This window comes from Eubacterium callanderi (assembly GCF_900142645.1).
GTDB classification, from domain to species: domain Bacteria; phylum Bacillota; class Clostridia; order Eubacteriales; family Eubacteriaceae; genus Eubacterium; species Eubacterium callanderi.
This window is the reverse complement of sequence record NZ_FRBP01000003.1, coordinates 233337-255869: the sequence shown is the minus strand read 5'-3', so window position 1 is coordinate 255869 and position 22533 is coordinate 233337. Positions and strand designations below refer to the sequence as shown.

Here is a 22533-nt window from a genome sequence, read left to right as displayed (position 1 = left end):
TTATAAATCTTTTTTCAGAAAGATCAGCTTGGATATCATATAAGAGCCGATAAAAAACAGAGCGGTCAGGATCGGTAAGGTATACACGGAAACCGCGGCAATGGTTTCTTTGGCGGGTAAAACGATGCAGCCTTTTTCAGCCAGCAGTGAAAAAATATAGCTGAGCAGAAAAGGAACAAACGCGCAGACAATCATTATATAGCGCGCTTTTTCCAAACCAAATTGATAGATAAGCGGGGTCGTGATCGAAAGATATGCGAGCGCAAAGCTGACCGAAGCAAGGGCGTTTTTAATGACCGCGCTCAACCCGGCATTGGCAGAAGCGTTGATGATCAGGTTGACCAGCACAATGATGAGTGTGAATGCCAGAGATAATAAAAGCAAAAAGGCATACTTGCTTTTCACCATCTCCAGACGGGATACAGGCAGGGTAACAGCGAATTCATCCCAATGGTTATAGCGGTCATAGCTGAAGCTGTTGAAAGCACAGAATACAACGAGAAGCGCGTTGACTGCTGAGAAGAATGCTACAGAGTGTGTCAGTAAAGCCATGACAATGTACAGTGCAAGTAAAACACCAATAATTTTTAAATACCGGCGCATGGCCAGAAATTCCTTGATGACTAAGCCTTTCATTTTTGGTCTCCTTTGGTGTAGAACAGCATGATCTCCTCCAGGCTGGGGGGATCAATGATCATGTCCCGGTAGCGGTTTCTCACGGCCGCTGGATTTTTGACCAGGGCCTGGACGTCAAAGCTGGAGCGCTGGATACCCACCACGTCTGTGAGGGTGAGGGTCTCAAACTGATTCGGGCTGCACTTGACAATACCGTGGCTTTCGATGAGCGCGTCCTTGGGCTCGCTGAACAGAATCTGGCCGTTGTGGATAAAGGTGATGTAGTCGGCCACGCGCTCCAGATCGCTGGTAATGTGAGAGGACATCAGGATGGAGTGATCCTCATCCTCGATGAATTCCTGGAAGATGTCCAGTATTTCGTTGCGCACGACCGGGTCTAGCCCGCTGGTGGCCTCGTCCAGAATCAGGAGTCTGGGCCTGTGGGACAGGGCGGCAGCGATGGAAAGCTTCACCTTCATCCCTTTGGAGAGGTCCTTGAGCCGTTTGTCTGCGGGAAGCCTGAAGCGTGAGAGGTAATCCTCGAACAGGGCCTTATCCCAGGTTTTATAGATGTTTCCCATAATCCTTGTGATTTCAGGGGGGCGGAGGTCATCGGGAAAGTTCTGGTCGGCAAAAACAACACCCAGTTCTTTTTTGATGTCTTTTTCATTCTGTGCGGTGTCTAGCCCCAGAATCTGCATGGTGCCGCTGTCGGGGCGGATCAGGCCCAGCAGTGCCTTGATGGTGGTGGTTTTACCCGCGCCGTTTTCTCCGATAAAGCCCATGATACTGCCGGAGGGCAGGCTGAAGCTGACGTCCTTCAGGGAAAAGCCAGGGTAATGTTTGCTGAGGTTTTTAATTTCAATGGCGTTTTGAGTGTCCATTAGCTGTCTCCTTTATAGAGTAATGTGATGAGTTCGGTGAGCTCAGAAAGGGTGAGGCCGCAACTCTTTGAGAGGTCAATGGCCTGTTCCAGCAGATCCTGTATCTGCCGGTAGTTTTCTTCACGGATGAACTCGGTATTCTTCTGGGCGACAAAGCTGCCTTTGCCCGGAGCGGTCTCGATAAAGCCGTCCTGTTCCAGATCAGCGTAGGCCCGCTTGGTGGTGATGACGCTGATGCGCAGCTCCTTTGCCAGAACGCGCATGGAGGGCAGCGCGTCGCCGGGTCTTAGCTCGCCTGTAATGATCTTATTTTTTATCTGCGTGGTGATCTGCTCATAGATGGGCTTCCCACTGCTGTTGCTGATGATAATATCCATGGATGATCCTTTCGAAAGTTATACTGTATATATACGATATATACAGTATATACTCGCTTGAAAGGTTTGTCAAGAAAAAGTTTTAAAGGCAGTGGACAGCATCTCCCGGGCCCTTGCCATCTTTTCCTCGTGCTGTGCCTGTCTCTGGCTTTGGCCCTCGAAAAGCATGGGGCAGCACATTCCTGTGATGCGGTCATAGATGCGGCGTGTGGCCATGCTCTGGGGATGACTGAGCTGCTCGGGCGTCAGGTTGGTGGTGATGATGGTGGGCTTGCCGCTTTTATACCGGGCGTCGATGAGGCTGTAGATCTGCTCCAGGGTGTATTCGCTCTGTCTCTCAATGCCGAAATCGTCGATGAGCACCAGGTCATAGCCGGCCAGGCGGTCATAGTAGGCATTACGGCTCCGGTCTTTATCGAACTCGCCGGGCATGTCGTCTCTCAGCCGGGTGAGACTGGTGCCCAGGACGTTATAGCCCTTGTCGTCCAGGGCGTTTACGATACAGCCGGCGGTAAAGGTTTTTCCAGTGCCCACATCGCCGTAAAACAACAGGCCGATGTTCTCTCTGAGGTTTTCCTCAAACTGCGCCACGTATCGCTTTGCCTTTTCGATGGCCCCGGGGCAGGCGCCATTGTCGGCCTCAAAGGTCATTCTGCGCAGGGCGGGGTCGTGAATATGGGATGCTTTTCGGATTTTCTGCCGCTCTGCCTCCTGGTGGGCCTTAAACGCGCGGTCACGCTGGTCGCGGGCTTCGGTTCTGCACTGGCACAGGCAGGATACTTTTTTTGGGGTGGCGCCAAAGGCCACCCATGTCTCCATGGGGGTGTGGCAAAGCGGACAGTGTTTGAGTCCGTTCTCCATATAGAATTCCGGGCTGCCGGCGTTGGGATCGGGGATTCTGACTTCAAAATTCACAGGCTTTCTCCTTTGCTTGCGGTGTAATCTGGAATGGGGCTGTTTGGCTGTTCATGCCGCTTTTCCGAGTCTCTGCGGTAAAAGCTGAGAATGGTATGGTAATGGCTTCTGTAGCGCTTATTGGCGGCTTTCTGGCCGATTTGGCCAATGTACTCGTTCAGTCTTTCGATGTAGCGCACGGTGTCCGCCTCGCCCAGGCGTTCCCTCAGCTTTATCCGTTCATCGGAGGTGAGGGTGACAAAGTCGCCGTAGCACTCTTTTAGCTGGTCTGGTTTGCTTTGGTTTGGTTTATTTAATGTGTCCGGTTTGCTAACCAGTTTGTTATCCGGTTTACTAACCGATTTGCTGTCCGGTTTGCTAACCAGTTTAGTATCCGGTTTACTAACTGGTTTGTTGTCCGGTTTTTCGTCTTGTTGGAGCATGCTGGAGACTTGAACCAGATCGGTAAGCTGATAGGTACCGCATTGGTCCCTGTGCCCATTCGTATAAGCCAGGAAACCACCTTCACAGAGCTCCTTACGCGCGGCCTGCATCCGTGTCAGGCTGAGGCTGCTGAGGCCGCAGATCACTGAATTGGCCGCGGTAAAGCGGTCTGGGAAATACAGGTCGTTAGCGTACTCCAGAAGAATGGCGTAAAGGGCAATGGCATTGGACGAGAGCGGGCTGGCCAGACGCTTTCTTCGATAAGCGTTGAGCTGTTTGAGATAATCCATATTTTTTCCTCCTCTTGAGATGCTTCTACTATATACATACCGAGTTTTTTGAAAATGGCAGGGTGTTTCATTGATCATTGTAAAAAATGCTTCTACTACATACATACTTTTTTTGGCAGAAATAACAAACATTTGGTTTAAGTGAATTTATTATAAAATGAAGTATAAAATACTTTTAAAAATGTTTTTGCGATTCAGTGCTAAATGAGCAACTTTCATTTGTCTTTGCCCTTATTCACGTGTAAAGGCCTCTATCTATACAATCGAAATAAAAGAGAAATAGTTCCCGCTTTTTTTGTCCAGAAAGGGTAAAAATTTGTGATATTAAAAAAAGACCGTATAAAAACGGTCGCAGTGTGTAGACAAATGCTATCATAAACAGGCAGAACGTGAATGAGAGGACTGTTAATTGAAAATTGAAAATGAAAAACCTCTTTTACTGCTGCAAAAGCGATTAAGACAGCGGCTTATGGCCGCTATTTCATTCAAAATGCGCGGCGTTTTGTTCCTTTAGCTGTGCATTAGGTTCGTTCCCCAAAGTTATTCTAACTTTGGACTCACCGTCATTCTCCGTTCTCAATTTTCCATTAAAACAGCCTCTGGATTTAACCTTGAATCAACCTTCCGCCTTCCACTCCCGGCCCATCGCGTCAGCGGCCAGGATGGCATGGTAGATGATTTCAGGGTTAACGGTGACAGGCTCGGCGGCGATGTGCTTCGCCTTTGCGGCGCGCTCGGCTACCAGGCGAAGGTCAGCCTCCATACGGGCATCCAGGCCGATTTCGGCAAGGGTGACAGGCAGGCCCACGCTGGTGGAAAAGTCCAGAACCTCCTCGATTTCGGCTTTTGGGCGGTTTTCGAGCACCAGCTGGCACAGGGTGCCAAAGGCGACGATCTCACCGTGTGTGTAATTCCGGCAGGCCTCCACAGCGGAAAAGCCGCTGTTCAGCGCGTGCGCTCCTGCGCAGCCCACACATTCCACGCCCAGCCCGCTGAGCAGGGTGTTGGCCTCGATAATGTTTTCAAGGGCCTCGGTACAGGCCCCGGCTTCGGCAGCCTGTTTGGCCTTCAGGCCGTCCTCAAGCAGCACCTGGTAGCACAGCTCAGACACCGCCATCCCTGCCAGGGTCGTGCGGTAGCCCTTTCCAATGCGGTTGGCAGTGTTGGACTCCAGATGCGCCCGGGCTTCAAAATAGGTGGACAGCGCGTCGCCCATCCCAGATACCAGCAAACGGATGGGCGCTTTGGAGACGATTTTGCTGTCGACCAGAATGAGGTCGGGGTTGCGCTTGAAATAGATGGTTTCAGCGTGGACGCCTTCCTCGGTGTAGGTGACCGAGAGCGCAGAGGTCGGTGCGTCGGTGGCGGCAGAGGTCGGGGCAATGACAATGGCTGCCGATACCGCGATGCCGGTGTATTTGGCCGCGTCGATGGTTTTGCCGCCTCCGATCCCCACAATGACATCACTGCCGTTTTGAGAGGCGATGGCTGCCAGGCGTTCAAGCTCGGTGATGGTGGTTTCGCCGCCGAATTTAACGGATTCGATGGCAGAGCCGGCAGCCTCAAAGGCTTCCTTTAGGGATGGGGAAAGGGTGTCGTAAAAAAACGGGTCAATGATGGCAAGCACCTTTTTCCCGTAGTCGGCTGTATAGTCCTGAAGGCGCTCAAGCTCGCCGTAGCCCTGAATGTAGCGGCTGGGAGAGCCAAATGCGCGCGTGGTTGATGTAAGCATGTGTAAAAACCTCCTGATTCGTATAAAGTTCAGGGCTATTATACCATAAAGCCTTTGGAAATTGGACCTTTAAAACCTAAAAGAAAACCGATACACAGGCTTGTAATCGTGGTATAATAGGCTAAAAGAAAGTGAGGGATTCATATGAACCATCAGGGAACGCGTAGAATCGAAACCGAGCGCCTGGTGCTGCGTCAGTTTTCCATTGACGACGCAGAGGCCATGTACCTGGGCTGGGCAGGAGACCCAGAGGTTACCCGATTTATGAGCTGGCCCACCCACGAGAGTCCTGAGGACTCCCAGGCCATCATCGAAAAGTGGCAGAACGACGCCATTTTACTGAGTGATTACAACTGGTGCATCACGCTGAAGGAAACCGGCGAGCCCATCGGAAGCATTGGCGCTGTCCGCGTCGATGAGGCGGCTGAGTATGTGCATGTGGGCTACTGCATCGGCCGGAAATACTGGAACCAGGGGCTCACATCTGAGGCGCTGTCAGCAGTGATCCGTTTTTTCTTTGAGCGGGTGGGGGTTAACCGCATCGAGTCTCTGCACGCGGTGGAAAACCCGGCGTCCGGAAAAGTCATGCAGAAGTGCGGTATGACAAAAGAAGGGGTGCTCCGGGAATACAATGTGAGCAATTATGGGCGCTGCGACGCGGCCGTTTACAGCATTCTGCGCCGTGAATGGCAGGGAACAGCCCGCTGAACCCCTTGCGCAGGCATGAAAGAAATGGTATAGTGTTGGTAGAAAAGGGCGGTGAAGTGAATGCTGCATGTAGAACGCAGAAAAGAAATACTCAATAAAATCCTGAAGGAGGGTTCCGTAAAGGCCGACGCGCTGGCAAAAAAATACGAGGTGGGCGTGCCAACCATCCGGAGGGATTTAAAATACCTGGCAGAGGAGTACGGCATTGAACTGACCTACGGAGGCGCCTATGCCAAGGAAAGCCTGGCAAGCCAGACCACTGTGGAGATGAACATTGCCCAGAAGAAGCTGCAAAACCTGGATGAAAAACGGATCATCGCGCAAAAGGCGGCAAGGCTGATTAAGGATGGGGACACCATCGCGCTGAACTCCGGAAGCACCGTCGAGCTGGTTCTCGATTATCTGGAGGATATGAAAAGCCTGAACGTCATAACGCTGTCGCTGAATGTGGCCCTCAAGGCATCTACCGTAAAGGGTGTGAATGTCTTTATGCCCGGCGGGCGGCTGCGCAGCATTTCCGGCGCTTTTTACGGAAAGGACGCAGATGATTTCCTCAGAAAGTTTAACATTGACAAAGCCTTTATGGGGGTTTTGGCTGTTTCCATTCCCAAAGGCGTGACCCACAGCTCGCTGGAGGAGATCGAGGTCAACCAGACGCTGGCCGAGATCAGCCAGAAGTGCTATCTCATGGCCGACTATACCAAGTTCGATAAAATATCCCTGGCCAAGATGTTTGACCTGAATATTTTTGAGGCCTTTGTTGTCGATGGTAAAGAACCCGAAATTTACAGGGAATATGCCCGGAATAACGGGATTGACATTCTGTAAAATCGTAAAAGATTTCTTAATAACAGAAAAAATCGTTGACATCGATTTACAGACATGCTATTATGAAATAAATTAATACGTATTGGTTTGAGATTGTAGAAACCGCAATAAATAAATGGGAGAGCTGTCCCGTTTGTTTATGGCGGTTTTTTTCTATCTTAAATCATTGGAAAGAGGCCACTCCAATGATCACAAAGGAACAAATGAAGACTTTTAAGGCATACCCGGTTATCGCCGCTGTGCGGACGCCGGAGAATTTCAGGAAGGCTCTCGACTCTAAGGTTCGGGTGCTGTTTATGGTAGGAGGCGATTACTTTAAGGCAGAAAATTTGATTAAGGAATTTAAAGAACGAAATGGACTGGTATTCCTGCACATGGATCTGATTGAGGGCATTGGACGGGACATTGGCGGCATCCGGCACGCGGTGGAGCGCACTGGGATCGATGGCGTCATCTCGACCAAAAGCCATATTCTGAAGCTGGCGGCTAAGGAAAATCTGATCACCGCGCACCGGATATTCCTCATGGACAATCAGGCGCTGGAAAGCGGTATCAACCTGTTTAAGGCGTCGAAGCCAGATATTATCGAGCTGACGCCAGGGCTGATCCCGCGGATCGTGCGCAAGGTAAGCAGTGAATTTGAACAGCCTGTGATCACAAGCGGGCTGGTTTCAAAGCCGAGCGATGTAAAAACAATGATACAGGCAGGCGCCATGAATATTGTGTGCAGCTGCGAGGCGCTATGGAATTTGTAAAAAAGGAGAGACAAGAATGAATTCGAGAGAACGTGTGATGGCAGCGGCCAGCCACCAGGAGCCCGACCGGGTGCCTGTGGATATGGTCCTGACCATTGATGTATACAGAGATATGAAAAGGCTGCTGAAGATGGACCATCTTCCAGACACCCCCCGGATGGGCCACTGGACCGATGTACAGATGCCGCTGGAGATGATCCAGGCACTGGATCTGGACATGTACTACATTTCGCCGAGATCGGCAAAATCAGCCCATTCCAGACAGTTTGAGGACGGCAGCTTTACCGACGAATGGGGCTGCTACTGGAAAAAGACCATGATCGACGGCGGACATTTTTACTTTGAACTGCAGAACCCGCCCCTGGCAGACGCCACCATCGAGGATCTGGAAGATTATGAATGGCCGGACCCCAGCGACCCCAAACGTTACGAGGGCCTGCGCGAGGAAATGCAGATGGTCCGGGACAAAAGCGATCTGGCCATTCTGGCAAAATTTGCCGGCGCGGTCTTTGAGGTGGCGACCTATATGCGCGGCCATGAGCGCTGGTACCGCGACCTGGTCAACAATCAGGAATTTGCCCACGCGCTGCTGGACAAGGTCTGTAAAATACAGAAAGAAATCGACCGTGTCTGTATCGACGCTGTCGGTGAATACGTGGATATTCTGCGCCTGAGCGGTGAGGATCTGGGCACACAGGATAGCCCGCTCATTTCACCGAGAACCTTCCGGAAGGTGGTAAAACCACATCTCGAGGAGCTTTGGGTAAGCGCGAAGACAGAGCTGCTTAAGAAAAATCCGCAGGGTAAGGTCATGCTGCACAGCTGCGGCTCCATCCGCCCCTTTATCCCGGACCTCATCGACTGCGGCATCGACATTCTGGACCCGGTACAGCCAGGCGCCAACCATATGAACCGTTACGAGCTGAAACAGGAGTTCGGCGATCAAATCGTATTCCACGGCAACATTGATATTCAGAAAATACTGCCCTTTGGCACAAAGGACGAGATCACCGGGGAAGTGCGCGATGCCATTAAGGCGCTGGCCCCTGGCGGCGGCTTTCTGCTGTCACCGGCCCACAATGTTCAGAGCGATGTGAGTGCGGAAAACCTGGTGCACATGATCGAATGTGCCCACGAATTCGGCGTCTATCCCATTCAATTGTAAGCGAATAAAAAATAATTTTTGGAGAGAGTAGAGATGAAAAATTATATTAGTGGAATCGATATTGGAACGACCGGCGTAAAAGTGATTATTTTTGACATGGAGGGCGCCACAGTCGGCAGCGCTTACCGTGAGTATCCCTGTACCTTTCCGCAGTCAGGATGGGTCGAACAGGACGGAGAGATGACCTGGCAGCAGACCTGTGAGGCCACCCGGGAAGCCATCGCGAAAGCAGGCGTCGATCCTGCGGAAATCCGCGCCATCGGCCTTTCCACCCAGCGCTGTACCTTTACCCCGGTGGATGAAGCCGGCATGCCGCTGCGGTCCGCCATCTCCTGGCAGGACAGCCGTTCCTTTGAGGAATGTGAGGAGATCGGCCGCCTGGTGGGCGCGGAGCGCTATTATGAGATCACCGGCCTGCCTGTGGGCACGACCTGGTCGGTCAGCAAGATCATGTGGATCAAGAAACACCAGCCGGAAATTTACGAAAAAACCTATAAGTTTGCCATGGATCAGGAGCGTATTTTAAACAAGCTCGGCGCAGAGGGCTACTTTGAGGACTGGTCCAACGGCTCCCTCCAGGGACTGATGGACATCAAAGCTTTTGAGTGGAGCGATGAGCTCGTAGACGCTCTGGAGCTTGACAAATCCAAGCTGCCCGACCTGGTGCCTTCGGGCAAGGTGGTTGGAAAAATATCCAGAGAGAGCAGCGCCCTCACAGGCTTTGCCGAGGGAACCCTTTTGGTTTCGGGCGGCGGCGACCAGCAGTGCGCCGGCATTGGCGCAGGTGCTGTGAAAAAAGGCACCATTGAGGTGACCATCGGCACCGCAGGCGTCACTCTGGCCTATATGGACGAGCCCATCTACGACGGCAGCATGCGCCTGCCCTGCTCGGCCCATACCGTAGCGGGCAAGTGGGAAACAGAAGGCCTGCAAAACGCAGCTGGAAGCTCCCTGAAATGGTACCGGAACGAATTTGCCGTACCAGAGATTGAAAAGGCAAAGGCCCTGGGCGTCGATCCCTACGACCTCATCAACGAACAGGTCGAGGCCATCGCCCCGGGCAGCGACGGGCTCATCTGTATCCCGTATTTTGCCAGTTCAGCCGCGCCGAACTGGGACCCCTTTGCGCGGGGAACCTTTATCGGCCTGACCCTGGGCCACAGCCGGCAGGCCATGGCACGGGCCATTATGGAGGGCGTTACCTACGAAACCCGCGAAATCATTGACCAGATGATCACAAATGGCGTCGAGGTCAACGCGATTGTACTGAGCGGCGGTGCCGCAAAATCCGACGTCTGGAATCATATTCAGGCAGATATCTATGGCAAGACCTGCAGTATTCTGGCCGTAGAGGAGGCCACAGCACTGGGTGCGGCAGTTCTGGCGGCTCTGGGCGCAGAGCTCTACGCGAACGTGAGTGAAGCTGTTGCCCACATGGTGAAGATTGTGGCGGTCTGTGAGCCGGATATGCAGCGGCACGCGCTGTATAATGAATATTTTGAAATATACAAGGATGCCTACCAGGCACTGAGAAAGGCAGACGTCTACGAGCGCCTGGTGAAGCTGGCATTAAAATGAGAAAACAGAGGAGACAAGAATGAATCTATTAGATCAGATTAAAAATGCGGTTTATGAAGGATTAGAGGATGAGACGTCCGCCATGGTGCAGGCGGCAGTGGACAAGGGAACCAGTCCGCAGGCCATTCTGGATACCATGATGGAAGCGATGGAGATGGTGGGAGAGGAGTTTAAAAACGAGGAGCTCTATATACCGGAGGTGCTGTGCTCATGCTACGCCATGCAGAACGGGTCAGAGGTGCTGAAGCCTCTGCTTTTAGAAAACCAGCAGACCGCTACTGGAACCATTGTGCTGGGAAGCGTAAAGGGAGACATGCACGATATTGGCAAAAACCTGGTAAAAATGATGTTTGAGGGACGGGGCTTTAAAGTCGTGGATATCGGCATTGATGTGCCCGAGGAGCGTTTTGTGGAGGCCGCTGTGCAGGAAAAGGCCGATATTGTGGCCTGCTCTGCCCTGCTGACCACTACCATGCCCGAGATACCCAAAATTGTTAAGGCTTTTGAGGATGCGGGCGTCCGGGAACAGTTTAAAATTATGATTGGCGGAGCGCCCATCACGCAGGATTTTTGCGATAAAACAGGCTGTGACGCCTTTGCTAAGGACGCGGGAAGCGCTGCCGAGACAGCCGTACAGATCTGCCGGAATTAACAGGATTTAAGCACACTGTGGAGACCAGTGTGCTTTTTTAATTGTAAATTTTGAAAAATTTAAAAATTAGTTGACAAACCATCAAAAAGCATATAATATTAACATAAAGTCAATACAAAATACATAAAAAGTGAATATGTAAAGCATTTACAGGCGAAGGAGGAAAGGAGGTTTCTGACAGCAGGGCTGAGCATAAGGAAGACAACTGAATAATCATTTTTTGAGGAGTAAAGGAGTAAAAAAATGAAAAACTATGTTTTAGTCATTGACGAAGGAACAACTGGTACAAGAGCACTGATTTTTGACAAGGATTTTAATATTGTATCCCAGTGCTATGAAGAATTCACACAGTACACACCGAGTGCGGACAAGGTTGAACACGATGCCATGGAAATTTATGACAAGAGTGTTCGGATGTGTAAGGAAGCCATGCTGTCAGGCGGCGTGGCGCCAGAAGAGATCGCGGCCATCGGCATTACCAACCAACGGGCTACCTGCCTGGTCTGGGATAAAAATACCGGCGTGCCGCTGTACAACGCCATTGTCTGGCAGGATAACCGCACCGCGGCCCTGTGTCAGAAAATTAATGACAGTGAATGGGGAGAAAAAGCGCGCAAGGCCACAGGCTGGACAGTAGCGCCGGTTTATTCCTCCCTGATGCTGCACTGGTATCTTGAAAATGTGCCGGAAATCAAAGAAAAGATCGAATCCGGCGAAGCGCTTTTTGGCACCATTGACACCTGGCTGATCTGGAAGCTGACCGGCGGAAAGAGCCATGTGGTCAGCTATTCTAACGCCTCTGTTATGGGCAGCCTGGACTTAAGCACAGGAGAGTGGTATACCGAGTTCTTAGACTATCTGGGAATTTCAACCGATATTTATCCCGAAATCGTGAGTGACTCCGGCAACTACGGCACCACAGAGCCGGATATTTTCGGGGCAGAGGTTCCCATCTGCGGCGCCATTGCCGACCAGCACGCCGCGCTTTATGCCCAGGGCTGCCGTTCCAAGGGAACCTGTAAAATCACCAACGGTACGGGCTCATTCTTAGATATCAACATCGGCGATGAATGTGTCGTATCCGACCAGGGCTTAAACACGGTTATTGCCTGGAAGATCGGGGATGAAATCAATTACGCTCTGGAAGGCTTTGAAGCTGTTACGGGCTCAGCTGTTCAGTGGCTGCGCGACGGGCTTCAGGTCATTGACAAATCCAGTGAATCGGAACCGCTGGCACGGTCAGTTGAGGACTCTAACGGGGTATACTTTGTACCTGCGCTGGCTGGCCTCAGCGCACCCTATCACGATCCCTATGCCAGAGGAACTATTTTTGGCATCAGCCGCGGCACCACCAAGGCCCACATTGTGCGGGCAACGCTGGAGGGGGTCGCCTATCGCTTAAAGGATATTCTGGACGTTGTCGAAAAGGAATCTGGCGTAAAAATGACCGATATCCGTATTGACGGCGGAGCATCGATGAACGATTTGCTGGCGCAGCTCATGGCTGATATGCTCGACGCCCGTGTCGACAGACCTCTATCCGTCGAAGCTACCAGTCTGGGCGCAGCCCAAATGGCCGGTCTGGCAGCAGGCCTCTGGACCGAAGCCGATTTTGACAAGTCTCTTGAAATCGATAAGTACTTTGAGCCGGCCATCACAGATGAAAAGCGCGAAGCGCTTTACGCAGGCTGGCGTGAAGCCATCGAGCGCTCCGTAGGCTGGCGTAAGCAGGCATAGTTTTGTTTAAAGAAGAATAAATGCAGAAAGAGGTAACGGGGTAAGGCGGACTGTCCACCTGACCCCGTTCCTCTGCCTGAAAGCAGAAAGGAGAGACAATCGTGTCCGATTGTGTTGCACAATTTTATCAGAAACTAGAGGATGATCCGTCCTTAAAACATTACAAAATTGAAGCCAGCGCCGACGCGCGCGGGGTGATCACCCTGACTGGCGAGGTGGATGTCTGGCAGCATGTGGTTGACATCGGCCACGCGGCTGGAAAAAGCGGCGTGAAAGGGGTCATTAACAAGCTGACCGTCAAGGGGGCAGAGATGGCCCGGAGAGACCGGACAGAGGACCTGAAAAAGGCGGAGGCAGCCGGCGTGATCGACCAGGCGGATATTGTAGTTATCGGTGCGGGGGTAACCGGCAGCGGTATTGCGAGAACCCTGGCAAAATACAATAAACGCATTATCGTGGTCGAAAAAGCCTCAGATGTGTCTGAGGGAACCTCCAAGTCAAACAATGGGATGATCCACTCAGGCTACGACTCAAAAGCAGGCTCCCTGAAGGCCCTGCTCAATGTAAAGGGCAATGCCATGTACACACAGTGGCAGGAAGAACTTCATTTTAAAATGAACCGCTGCGGCTCCTTTGTAGCAGGCTTTGACGCATCAGACGACGCCTATCTGGAGCAGTACTATGAGCTGGGAAAAAAGAACGGTGTGCCTGGCATTGCCATTTTAAGCGGCGATGAGGCCAGAGCCATTGACCCAGCAGTCAACCATGATGTGGTAAAGGCACTGTGGACCCCATCGGCAGCCTATGTTGAGCCCTACGAGGTGGTTGAAGCTCTCATGGAAAACGCCATTGACAACGGGGCAGAGCTTATGCTGAATACAGAGGTGCTGGGCTTTATCAGAGATGGCGCCCGGATAAGCGGCGTGGTCACCGACAAAGGGATCATTGAAGCCGCCTGTGTGATCAACGCCGCGGGCCTGTATGCCGACGAAATCGCAGAGCTGGCAGGCGACCGTTTTTACACCATTCATCCGCGCCGTGGCACGCTGGTGATTCTGGATAAAAAGATCGGCAAAACCACCAACAAATGTTTTATTGGCACACCGCCTAAAAACTTTACCAAGGGCGGCGGCCCGACCCAGACACCCGAGGGCAACCCAGTGTGGGGACCCTCAGCCATCGAGGTGCCGGAAAAAGATGATTTGGCCGTAGATGAAGAAGATTTGCGCTTTGTCATGGAAAAAGGCAAGCATCTGACCGAGGGGGCCTCCGAAAAAGATATTATCACCTATTTCAGCGGCTGCCGGGCTTCCAATTATATTGAGGATTTTATCATTGAAGCGTCTGAAGTGCTGGATAACTTTATCCATGTGGCAGGCATCCAGTCTCCCGGGCTGGCATCCTCACCGGCCATCGCGGAACGGGTCGAGGGTATTTACACAACGCTTCACCCTGAGGCCGCTGTGCGTGAGAATTATGACCCCATCCGTCCGGCGCACAAGGTGTTCAGAGATTGCACACTGGAAGAAAAGGAAGCGCTGATTGCAAAAAATCCGCTGTATGGCCATGTGATCTGCCGCTGTGAAACCATCACCGAGGGTGAGATTGTGGACGCCATACACGGTAAAATACCAGCCACAACCGTGGACGCGGTGAAGAGACGTACCCGGGCAGGCATGGGGCGCTGTCAGGGAGGCTTCTGCGGCCCGAGGGTTGTAGAAATCATTGCCAGAGAGCTGGGGATCGCGCCTGAGGAAGTCACTAAGCGCGGCGCGGGCTCAGAAATGCTGACTACAGCATCCAGAAAGGGGGAAAAAGAATGAACCGGATACAGACAGACTGCGCCATTATCGGCGGCGGCCCGGCAGGGCTGGCAGCAGCCGTAGAAGCGCACAGGGCAGGACTTGACACTCTGATTATTGAACGGGACCTTTCCCTCGGCGGTATTCTGCAGCAGTGTATCCACGATGGCTTTGGCCTGCTGCGGTTTAAACGCCGTATGACGGGAGGCCAGTATGCCCAGGCTTTTATCGACGAGGTAGAGGCCGAGGGAATTGAAGTCAAGCTGGACACCATGGTGCTGGAAATCCGGCCGGATAAGACTATTTATGCGGTCAATGAAAAGGATGGCCTTCTTGAGATCAAGGCCAAATCTGTTATTCTGGCCATGGGCTGCCGTGAACGCACGCGCTCACAGGTCATGATTTACGGAACGCGTCCCGCTGGGGTACTGACTGCCGGAGCGGTTCAGCGCTACATTAATATGGAGGGCTATCTGCCGGGTAAGAAGGCTGTGATTTTAGGCTCAGGAGACATTGGCCTTATCATGGCAAGGCGTATGACGCTTGAGGATATCGAGGTGAAGGGCGTCTATGAGATTATGCATACCGAGGGCGGACTGACCCGAAATATTGTCCAGTGCCTTGAGGATTACAACATACCGCTGCATCTGGGCACAACCGTGACCAAGATCCACGGCAAAGACCGGATCGAGGGCGTTACTGTCGCAAAGGTAGACGAACACCTCAAGCCCATCGCAGGAACCGAAGAATATATTGACTGTGATCTTCTGGTGCTTTCGGTCGGCCTTATCCCTGAAAATGAGCTCAGTGAACAGCTGAATATTGAAATGGACCCGAGAACACGCGGTCCGGTGGTGGACGAGCAGATGATGACCTCCGTTCCCGGTGTCTTTGCGGCAGGTAATGTGGTCACAGTGTTTGACCTGGTGGACTATGTCTCCCAAACCGGAGAGATGGCGGCCCGCGGCGCAGTCCGCTACATAAAGGGTGAGACCGGAGGTAATGAGTACCGTGCTGTGGAAGCCGGCGATAACATCAGCTTTGTGGTTCCCCAGAAAATAAGCGGGACAGTTGGAGAAGTTCCGGTCTTTATGCGGGTCAGAAAGCCTGACGAAAAGGTAAGGCTGGTATTTAGCCAGAATGGGCAGTCCCAAAAGCTGAAAAAACACGCGGTGGTCAAGCCGCCGGAAATGGTCTGTGAGGTCATTGACCTCGGCAAAACAACAGACGGCCCCATCTGTATCAGCGTGGCAAAGGAGTGATGGAAAATGGAAAAAAGAAATTATACCTGCATTGTCTGCCCCAAAAGCTGCAAGGGTGAGCTGACCATCAAGGATGATGGTACCTTTGAAACCGCTGGCTTTGACTGCAATAACGGGAAAAAATACGCGGTCAATGAGTATACCGATCCCAAACGGATGCTGACCACAACGGTTGCAATAGAGGGCGGTATCTTTAACCTGCTGCCTGTGGTCAGCAGTGAAGAAGTCAGTAAAACGAAGCTCAGAGACTGCATCCATGCCCTTTACGGCATTGCAGTGAAAGCGCCGGTCCGGGCGGGCGATGTAGTGGTCTCGAATATTTTGGACACAGGTGTTGACATTATAGCGGCACGTGACATTAAAGCAAAGTAAGGAGAATACAATGAAAGAAAATACCCACGATTTTTTGAAAGCGGTTCAGGAAGAGCTGCCAGAGGTTACCGTGCTCCGGCGCGAGGAGGAACGCCTTATCTATGCCCATGGCTGTTATCCCAGAGAGTATAAATGGCTGCTTCAGGGGCCTTACAAGGTTCTGCCAGAAGCCATTCTCATGCCTGGAAGCACTGATGAGGTCAGCCGGATCATGGCACTCTCTCAGGAGTACAGCGTCGGTATCATTCCTTTTGGCGGCGGCTCTGGCATTGTGGGCGGCAGTATTGCTGAAAACCATGAGGTCATGCTCGATATTAAAAATTTAAAGGAATTTGAAATTAACCTTGTCAACTGCACTGCTGTGGGCGGCGCGGGCCTGACCGGGGCAGATTTTGAAAACATGCTGAACGAAGCAGGTTATACCTGCGGCCAGTACCCACAGTCTTTCCAGAGCGCCGTGCTGGGCGGCATGGTCGCCACGCGCGCCATAGGAACCTTCTCTACCAAATACGGTAAGATGGACGATATGGTTAACTCCCTTGAGGTGGTGCTGCCAAACGGACATGTGCTGAACACACACAAAACGCCGAAGGCATCAACCGGGCCAGAGCTGGACCAGCTGTTTTTGGGCAGCGAGGGTGTATACGGGATTGTCACCAAAGTGGAAATGAAAATTTATCCAGTAGCCGAAAAACGCTATTTTGAAGCCTTTACCTTTAACCGTACCGAGGACGGTCTGGAAGCCATCCGCCAGTTTGTCCAAAACAATGTCCACCCGGCAGTGGTCCGTCTTTATGATGAAGAGGAAAGTGTTCCTAAAATGGAAAAATACGGCTTTGAAAAAGGCCACGTTTTTCTGGTCATCGGCTACGAAGGTCTGGAAAAGCAGGTGGATCTGGAACGGGAATACGTTCATCATTACTGTGCCTTAAATGGCGGTGTGCCTAAGGGGCCGAAGCCGGGCTATGACTGGTTCCACTCACGTTTTTCCACGAAAAAAATGCTGGATCACGACGCTATGAAGGGCGGCACAGCCGATGCCATCGAGGTGGCGGCACCCTGGGACTGCATCGCCGATGTGTGGCGTGAAATGCGCAAAGCCCTTGAGCCCATGTGCGAAAGCGTTGACTGCCACTTTTCACATGTATACCATACTGGCGCCAGTGTTTATGTGATCTTCCACGCCCAGACCGGCGGTGACGATTACGACGGTGAAAAGCGCTATATGGAATGTCTGGACACTGCCATCCGTACCAGCCTTAAATACGGCGGCAACGTCTCACACCACCACGGCAGCGGCAAAGCCAAGGCTGAATATTTACCCCTGGAGCACGGTGAAGCAGGTATCGAGGTCATGCAGAAAATCAAGGACGCCCTTGACCCCAAGGGATTAGTAAACAAAGGAGTGCTGGGATTATGAGAGAATTTACATTAGAACATTACGAAGACAAGCTGAACCACCAGGTGATCCATATGGACCAGGCTGTGTGCTATTGTCCGGAATTCCGGGCGAGCCATATGCTCCACGACTATCCCTCCCGCAGGCTTCAGCTGGCACGGGCGGTTTTCAAAGATGAAATGGCTCCTAACGACTACATCGCGGGGCTGGTATTCCAGAGTATCCTGTCACGCCAGGGAGAGCGCTGGCAGAACTTTGGCGAAAACCCCGAGGATTTGACAGACGTCATGATCCTCAGCCGTGAGCTGATGTTAAAAAAGGGTTTTGGCACCCAAATCGCCGAATCGCTTAAAGATACCCTGAAGGCAGGCGGTGGACATATCCTGAAAACCGACGCAGAGGCACTCAGACAGTGGCAGGAGGCTGTCCCGGTGCTTGAGGGCAGCGGTAATTTTCTCTTCCTGGACGACGCCACAGCCACCATCGCCGCTGACAGCGCGTCTGGGCTGGGCCAGTGGTTTAAGGCGAGAGGCATTGCCTTTGAGCCGGAGACCGCGCCGGTTTTTGCAGGCTGGGAATACTTTGCCTACGGTATGGTGGAAGAGGGGATTAAATATCTGGAAGGCCTGATCAGCGGGCTTCAGGAAAAGGGGATAGAAGTCGTGTATACCCTTTCGGGCCAGACCACCTATCTGCTGACACAGTTTGCAGAAAAGCTGGGGATCAGCGTTCCCTTTGAGGTGGTTTACCTTCCTGACGAGCTGAAGCTGCTTAAAATCGAAGCGCCCTCTTACTTTTACGGCGGCAGCTTTAACTGTCGTTTCCTGAGAAACGGCCAGGCCCTCAATGCGCTTGCCATCAACAGCGACGAGACACCAATCGCCACCAGTATGGAATTTTTACCATTGCTGAAGGCAGATAAGCGCGTCAATGTTTTAAATATCTGGCAGAAACCCCTTGGCGCAGAATACCACCTGATCGGTTTTGACGCGGAGATGGCAGCGCTTATTCAGAAAGATGCCCTCGCAGATATTGAAAAAGCCGGAGCAGAGCAGATTGTCGTCTTTGAGCCCTATGCCTATGCGGCGTTAAAGACAGCGATGCCCGACAAGACAGTCCTTTACTACCTTGAATGTTTACAATAAAAAAGAAACAGCTTCTCAGAGTTTTTCAGAGAAGCTGTTTCTTTTTACGCTCAGAATAAAGCCCGCACAGAGAAAAGCGCCCATAAGTGAGGAGCCTCCGCTGCTGAAGAATGGGAGGGGCAGCCCGATAACCGGCATCAGTTCAAGGTTCATTCCGATATTGATCACCGCTTCAGCAAGAAAAAGGGTAAAGACGCCAACAGCGATGGTGCGTCCTCTGAAGTCATGGCTTCTTATGCCGATGGACAGGGTTTTGTACAGAATGCCTGCCAGCAACAAAATCAGGATGGCACAGCCCGCAAGACCCATGACCTCAGCCAGATGCGAAAAGATAAAATCATTATTAGCGGCGGGAATGTAGGTCGTATCGGGTTTGAAAAGGCCCAGACCAAAGAGCCCGCCTGCATTAATGGCGGCCAGCCCCTGGTTTTGCTGGTATAGAATGGACTCCAGCGTCAGGCTGTCCAGCCTTCCGGGGGCAAAAACTGCCAGTATACGTGCCCTCTGGTAACCGGCCATCAGCTGCCAGACGATCGGCACAGCTGCCAGTGCCGCAGCCGCAGTGCCGATAAAATAACGCAGCTTGTGCTTAACCGACAAAAACATGACCAGCCCCGTGACAAAAAAGATCAACGCGGTGCCATCGTCACCCTGAAGGTGAATCAGGACAACCGGAGTCAGCAGATGGGCGATCAGAGCGGCGACTGCCAGGGGGGCATCGGTATGGCGCACTGCGTACAGATGGAGAGAAAAAGTCAGGATAAAGCTTGATTTTGCCAGCTCGGTGGGCTGAAGGGCCAGGCCGAAGGGCAGGCGTATCCAGCAATAGGCGCCGGTATCGCCGGGGCTTACGCCAAAAGGGCCGGCACGCAGAAAGGTCAGCAGCACCAGCAGCCAGATCGCAGCCGTGTAGGTTATCCAGAGCGGTGTCATCCGGTGATAGTCCATACGGCTTATGATCAGGGCGCAGGAGAGACCTGCCGCCACAGCCAGCAGCTGGATCAGGGCTACACGATATTTTACAAGAAATTCCCAGAAGCCGGGAGCAGGGGCAGGGGAGACGCTGTTGCACCACGAAAGGAGCAGCGTGACAGACAGCAGTGAACAGGCTGCTATCAACAGAAGATAAAAACCATCGGTGTCTCTTAAAAATGCTTTGAGCTTAGCCATGCCGCGCCTCCTCCCTTTTATGGTCTAGTTTACGCCTGAATACTTGTAAAAAACTGTAATTTATTTAACGCTTCAGAAAAAATCAATAAAAAAGCAGGCAATTTATATGCCTGCTCATATTTGTTTCCTTACTCTGGCTGCTCAGGAGTAACCAGCTCTTCAAGCATGGCGACACATTCGTCATAATCCATGATTTTGGGGACTGGATAGGTTGGGTTGGCTTCCTTGAGCACACGCTTGGCCAGCTCAGGAATATCCTCGATGCGCAGCGCATCAATGGTTTCCGGAATCCCCATATTGGCGTTCATTTCCTTAATCCGGTCGATAAAGCGATAGGACAGAATTTCCTCGCTGTCCCAGGGTTCGCCAAGGCCGGCGCACAGGGCGAGCTCAGAAAGTTTTTTCTGGGCCGCGTCTCTGGAAAACTCCAGAATGTGCGGCAGGATAACTGCGTTGGCAAAGCCGTGTGCCACACCGTAAAAGCCGCCTAAATTGTGGGCGATGGCGTGGACATAGCCCACATAAGCCCGGGTAAAGGCAAGACCTGCGTCAAAGGAGGCGACAGACATATTCTGGCGAAGCTTCAGGTTAGAGCCGTCTTTGTAAACTGCTTCCAGATCACGCATAATGACCTCGGTAGCCGCGAGCGCTTTTTCCTTGACAAAGGGCGCGTCATAGTGGCCGATATAGGCTTCGACGGCATGTGTAAGCGCATCCATGCCGGTGCTGGCGGTGAGAGCCGGCGGCAGGCCGACCATGAGCTCAGGGTCCAGCACGGTTGCCAGCGGCACGAGCTTGGGGTCGTTGATGGCAAATTTTTCGTGATTTGAGGTATCGGTAATAACCGCACAAACAGTGGCCTCAGAGCCGGTGCCTGCCGTGGTAGGAACGGCAAAGAACGGCGGGAGGCGGTGTGTCAGCTTGAACAGGCCCTTCATTTTTGGGATCGGCTTGTCATTGGTGACCTTGGCGGCCACGATTTTAGCGCAGTCCATGGAGGAACCGCCGCCAAAGGCAATGACACCGTCACACCCTTCGGTATAGTAGGCTTCCAGCCCGTCATAAATATTTTCGAAGGTCGGGTTGGGCTGAACGCCGTCAAAGACAGAGTAGTCGATGCCTGCTTTTTTAAGGGCTTCAAGAAATCCGTCGAGCAGTCCCATCTCCATTAAAGGTTTATCAGTAATAACGAGCGCTTTGTGCACATCACAGAGCGAAATAATTTCCGGGAAACGTTTGACCATTCCAGGGCCTACCAGGCTTGGTGGAATGGGGAGCTTGAGTACATTTAATACACCTTTCATCATAATATGCGATGTCCGGTACGGAATCGTCATCAGGTTCATAAGATTCACTCCTTCACTTTGTTATAGTCTCATTTTAAACGCTAAAAGTGTGCTGGTCAAGGAGAATTAAAAAACTGTTAAAAATATTGGGATTGCGGCAAGGAAAAATCAAGGTTATAATAAGTAGAAAAGATTAACTGAGGTGAAAGTTATGTTAATAGATACACATGTCCATCTGTTTCCGGACAAGCTTTGCCCGAAAACCATTGAAAAGCTGGCAAAGACCGACCCCAACCACCATCTGACCTATTATGGCGACGGGAGCCTGGGCTGTGCGGAAAAAAATATGAAAGAATGGGGCGTTGATCTGGGCGTCATGCTGCCCATCGCTACCAATCCGCACCAGCAGAAAAGCGTCAACGATTTTGCAGCCTATGTCCAGAATCACAGCGATGCGTTTATCAGCTTTGGCACTGTCCACCCCGATGCGCCGGACTATCTCTTCGAGCTTAGCCGTATTGTGGAAATGGGATTTCACGGCATAAAGCTCCACCCCGATTACCAGGGGTTTTTCATCAATGAAAAGCGGCTGTACCCGATGTACCAGGCCATCAGCGACCGAAAGCTGCCGGTGGTCTTTCATACCGGATATGACCCCATCTCACCCGGCTGCATCCATGCCACGCCAGAGGCCGTGGTGGAAATGGCACGGCAATTTCCAGAGCTGACCATTATCGCCGCCCACACCGGCGGTCTGTACTTTGGCAATCCGCCGCAGGATATTTATCTGGATACCCCCAACGTAACCTTTGATACGGCCATTGCCTCCTATACCTTTGCCCCTGAAGCCTACAGGCGTCTGATTGACATCTACGGCGCCGAACGGTTTATCTTTGCCACTGATAACCCCTGGGGAGACGCGGCCAAGGATCTGGCATTTTTTGAGGCAGTGGGCCTGACCCGGGATGAAAGGGAGATGATCTGCCACGAAAACGCCGAAAGGCTCATTGGCATTTGACAGACCGTGTTGACAGCAGCACAGAATGCTGTTATAATAACTTCGAAATCTAAAAGAGAACAGGAGATGTGAAGATGCGTAATTTTTCTTGCTAAGTATTTTAATATGGAAGTGTACCAATCCGCTTTGCCGGGTCTTTTTGGTGTGCTTCAGCAAGAAAGATAACGATCTGATCGCTCATAAAATATAGACAGAGGAGACAGACAAATTCTGTCCGTCTCGGTATGTCAGGATACTTTCCTGATGACATCTGTGCATTTTTTGAACCGCAAGAAGGTTATGCTTTCTTGCGGTTTTTTGACGTTTCGTCCAAATTTGCCAGCGAATAAGAAGCATTGGCGGATGATCGGTATCGAAACGAACGCATGATGCAGAGAATGGTTTTCGCGGCATCATGTGATCCTTTTTATCAGGAGGTTA

The 22533-nt window shown here is 51.9% G+C and carries 21 protein-coding genes; 13 read left to right on the top strand and 8 right to left on the bottom strand.

The features are described 5' to 3' along the window. The 6 genes from BUC22_RS05120 to BUC22_RS05095 form a co-directional block, all read right to left on the bottom strand. Positions 1 to 636 (bottom strand): ABC-2 transporter permease, encoded by a 636-nt coding sequence (locus BUC22_RS05120; RefSeq protein WP_013379889.1) that lies wholly within the window; start codon positions 634 to 636, stop codon positions 1 to 3. Further along, positions 633 to 1499, bottom strand: coding sequence for an ABC transporter ATP-binding protein (locus BUC22_RS05115; protein ID WP_013379890.1), 867 nt, complete (start codon positions 1497 to 1499; stop codon positions 633 to 635). The genes BUC22_RS05120 and BUC22_RS05115 overlap by 4 nt, the downstream gene beginning before the upstream one ends. Further along, complete coding sequence (locus tag BUC22_RS05110; protein ID WP_013379891.1) at positions 1499 to 1876, bottom strand: GntR family transcriptional regulator; 378 nt, start codon at positions 1874 to 1876, stop codon at positions 1499 to 1501. Before BUC22_RS05110 ends, BUC22_RS05115 begins: the two co-directional genes overlap by 1 nt. Positions 1877 to 1945: 69 nt before the next feature. Beyond that, positions 1946 to 2791, bottom strand: a complete 846-nt coding sequence (locus BUC22_RS05105) for an ATP-binding protein (protein WP_013379892.1) — start codon at positions 2789 to 2791, stop codon at positions 1946 to 1948. Next, positions 2788 to 3504 carry a helix-turn-helix domain-containing protein gene (locus tag BUC22_RS05100; RefSeq protein ID WP_013379893.1) on the bottom strand — a complete coding sequence of 239 codons (717 nt, stop codon included), beginning with the start codon at positions 3502 to 3504 and terminating at the stop codon, positions 2788 to 2790. The genes BUC22_RS05105 and BUC22_RS05100 overlap by 4 nt, the downstream gene beginning before the upstream one ends. 616 nt (positions 3505 to 4120) lie before the next feature. Further along, positions 4121 to 5236 carry a glycerol dehydrogenase gene (locus tag BUC22_RS05095; protein ID WP_013379894.1) on the bottom strand — a complete coding sequence of 372 codons (1116 nt, stop codon included), beginning with the start codon at positions 5234 to 5236 and terminating at the stop codon, positions 4121 to 4123. A 144-nt stretch (positions 5237 to 5380) separates the two neighbouring features. On the opposite strand from BUC22_RS05095, the gene BUC22_RS05090 reads away from it, so the two are divergent. The 12 genes from BUC22_RS05090 (at position 5381) to BUC22_RS05035 (ending at position 18639) form a co-directional block, all read left to right on the top strand. Continuing rightward, positions 5381 to 5944 (top strand): GNAT family N-acetyltransferase, encoded by a 564-nt coding sequence (locus BUC22_RS05090; protein ID WP_013379895.1) that lies wholly within the window; start codon positions 5381 to 5383, stop codon positions 5942 to 5944. Between the two features lie 60 nt (positions 5945 to 6004). Continuing rightward, a complete protein-coding gene (locus BUC22_RS05085) occupies positions 6005 to 6772 on the top strand; it encodes a DeoR/GlpR family DNA-binding transcription regulator (protein WP_013379896.1) in 768 nt (255 codons plus the stop codon). A 185-nt stretch (positions 6773 to 6957) separates the two neighbouring features. After that, complete coding sequence (locus tag BUC22_RS05080; protein WP_013379897.1) at positions 6958 to 7527, top strand: glycerol-3-phosphate responsive antiterminator; 570 nt, start codon at positions 6958 to 6960, stop codon at positions 7525 to 7527. Positions 7528 to 7543: 16 nt separating this feature from the next. Then, positions 7544 to 8692 (top strand): uroporphyrinogen decarboxylase family protein, encoded by a 1149-nt coding sequence (locus BUC22_RS05075; protein WP_013379898.1) that lies wholly within the window; start codon positions 7544 to 7546, stop codon positions 8690 to 8692. A gap of 33 nt (positions 8693 to 8725) precedes the next feature. After that, entirely contained in the window at positions 8726 to 10270 is a 1545-nt protein-coding gene (locus tag BUC22_RS05070) for an FGGY-family carbohydrate kinase (protein ID WP_013379899.1), read from the top strand. Between the two features lie 19 nt (positions 10271 to 10289). Then, positions 10290 to 10922 carry a cobalamin B12-binding domain-containing protein gene (locus BUC22_RS05065; RefSeq protein WP_013379900.1) on the top strand — a complete coding sequence of 211 codons (633 nt, stop codon included), beginning with the start codon at positions 10290 to 10292 and terminating at the stop codon, positions 10920 to 10922. 243 nt (positions 10923 to 11165) lie between these two features. After that, positions 11166 to 12659 carry an FGGY family carbohydrate kinase gene (locus BUC22_RS05060; RefSeq protein WP_013379901.1) on the top strand — a complete coding sequence of 498 codons (1494 nt, stop codon included), beginning with the start codon at positions 11166 to 11168 and terminating at the stop codon, positions 12657 to 12659. 101 nt (positions 12660 to 12760) lie between these two features. After that, a complete protein-coding gene (locus BUC22_RS05055; RefSeq protein WP_013379902.1) occupies positions 12761 to 14482 on the top strand; it encodes an FAD-dependent oxidoreductase in 1722 nt (573 codons plus the stop codon). Beyond that, complete coding sequence (locus tag BUC22_RS05050) at positions 14479 to 15723, top strand: NAD(P)/FAD-dependent oxidoreductase (RefSeq protein WP_013379903.1); 1245 nt, start codon at positions 14479 to 14481, stop codon at positions 15721 to 15723. Before BUC22_RS05055 ends, BUC22_RS05050 begins: the two co-directional genes overlap by 4 nt. Positions 15724 to 15729: 6 nt before the next feature. Further along, a complete protein-coding gene (locus BUC22_RS05045) occupies positions 15730 to 16095 on the top strand; it encodes a DUF1667 domain-containing protein (RefSeq protein ID WP_013379904.1) in 366 nt (121 codons plus the stop codon). Positions 16096 to 16105: 10 nt separating this feature from the next. Further along, positions 16106 to 17515 carry an FAD-binding oxidoreductase gene (locus tag BUC22_RS05040; protein WP_013379905.1) on the top strand — a complete coding sequence of 470 codons (1410 nt, stop codon included), beginning with the start codon at positions 16106 to 16108 and terminating at the stop codon, positions 17513 to 17515. Next, positions 17512 to 18639: a hypothetical protein gene (locus tag BUC22_RS05035; protein ID WP_013379906.1), complete on the top strand. Its 1128-nt coding sequence runs from the start codon at positions 17512 to 17514 to the stop codon at positions 18637 to 18639. The genes BUC22_RS05040 and BUC22_RS05035 overlap by 4 nt, the downstream gene beginning before the upstream one ends. 15 nt (positions 18640 to 18654) lie before the next feature. On the opposite strand, the gene BUC22_RS05030 is transcribed toward BUC22_RS05035, so the two are convergent. After that, positions 18655 to 19809 (bottom strand): FtsW/RodA/SpoVE family cell cycle protein, encoded by a 1155-nt coding sequence (locus BUC22_RS05030; protein ID WP_073382429.1) that lies wholly within the window; start codon positions 19807 to 19809, stop codon positions 18655 to 18657. 128 nt (positions 19810 to 19937) lie between these two features. Beyond that, positions 19938 to 21155, bottom strand: a complete 1218-nt coding sequence (locus tag BUC22_RS05025) for an iron-containing alcohol dehydrogenase (protein WP_013379908.1) — start codon at positions 21153 to 21155, stop codon at positions 19938 to 19940. A 151-nt stretch (positions 21156 to 21306) separates the two neighbouring features. Here BUC22_RS05025 and BUC22_RS05020 point away from each other — a divergent pair, with 151 nt between their 5' ends. Beyond that, the gene (locus BUC22_RS05020) at positions 21307 to 22113 is read left to right on the top strand and encodes an amidohydrolase family protein (RefSeq protein WP_013379909.1); all 807 of its coding nucleotides are present in this window, start codon (positions 21307 to 21309) and stop codon (positions 22111 to 22113) included. The last annotated feature ends 420 nt before the right edge of the window (positions 22114 to 22533 follow it).

Coding starts and splice junctions, on each gene's coding strand:
- BUC22_RS05120 (WP_013379889.1), bottom strand. CDS start 636: ATGAAAGGCTTAGTCATCAAGGAATTTCTGGCCATGCGCCGGTATTTA.
- BUC22_RS05115 (WP_013379890.1), bottom strand. CDS start 1,499: ATGGACACTCAAAACGCCATTGAAATTAAAAACCTCAGCAAACATTAC.
- BUC22_RS05110 (WP_013379891.1), bottom strand. CDS start 1,876: ATGGATATTATCATCAGCAACAGCAGTGGGAAGCCCATCTATGAGCAG.
- BUC22_RS05100 (WP_013379893.1), bottom strand. CDS start 3,504: ATGGATTATCTCAAACAGCTCAACGCTTATCGAAGAAAGCGTCTGGCC.
- BUC22_RS05095 (WP_013379894.1), bottom strand. CDS start 5,236: ATGCTTACATCAACCACGCGCGCATTTGGCTCTCCCAGCCGCTACATT.
- BUC22_RS05090 (WP_013379895.1), top strand. CDS start 5,381: ATGAACCATCAGGGAACGCGTAGAATCGAAACCGAGCGCCTGGTGCTG.
- BUC22_RS05085 (WP_013379896.1), top strand. CDS start 6,005: ATGCTGCATGTAGAACGCAGAAAAGAAATACTCAATAAAATCCTGAAG.
- BUC22_RS05080 (WP_013379897.1), top strand. CDS start 6,958: ATGATCACAAAGGAACAAATGAAGACTTTTAAGGCATACCCGGTTATC.
- BUC22_RS05075 (WP_013379898.1), top strand. CDS start 7,544: ATGAATTCGAGAGAACGTGTGATGGCAGCGGCCAGCCACCAGGAGCCC.
- BUC22_RS05070 (WP_013379899.1), top strand. CDS start 8,726: ATGAAAAATTATATTAGTGGAATCGATATTGGAACGACCGGCGTAAAA.
- BUC22_RS05065 (WP_013379900.1), top strand. CDS start 10,290: ATGAATCTATTAGATCAGATTAAAAATGCGGTTTATGAAGGATTAGAG.
- BUC22_RS05060 (WP_013379901.1), top strand. CDS start 11,166: ATGAAAAACTATGTTTTAGTCATTGACGAAGGAACAACTGGTACAAGA.
- BUC22_RS05050 (WP_013379903.1), top strand. CDS start 14,479: ATGAACCGGATACAGACAGACTGCGCCATTATCGGCGGCGGCCCGGCA.
- BUC22_RS05045 (WP_013379904.1), top strand. CDS start 15,730: ATGGAAAAAAGAAATTATACCTGCATTGTCTGCCCCAAAAGCTGCAAG.
- BUC22_RS05040 (WP_013379905.1), top strand. CDS start 16,106: ATGAAAGAAAATACCCACGATTTTTTGAAAGCGGTTCAGGAAGAGCTG.
- BUC22_RS05035 (WP_013379906.1), top strand. CDS start 17,512: ATGAGAGAATTTACATTAGAACATTACGAAGACAAGCTGAACCACCAG.
- BUC22_RS05030 (WP_073382429.1), bottom strand. CDS start 19,809: ATGGCTAAGCTCAAAGCATTTTTAAGAGACACCGATGGTTTTTATCTT.
- BUC22_RS05025 (WP_013379908.1), bottom strand. CDS start 21,155: ATGAACCTGATGACGATTCCGTACCGGACATCGCATATTATGATGAAA.
- BUC22_RS05020 (WP_013379909.1), top strand. CDS start 21,307: ATGTTAATAGATACACATGTCCATCTGTTTCCGGACAAGCTTTGCCCG.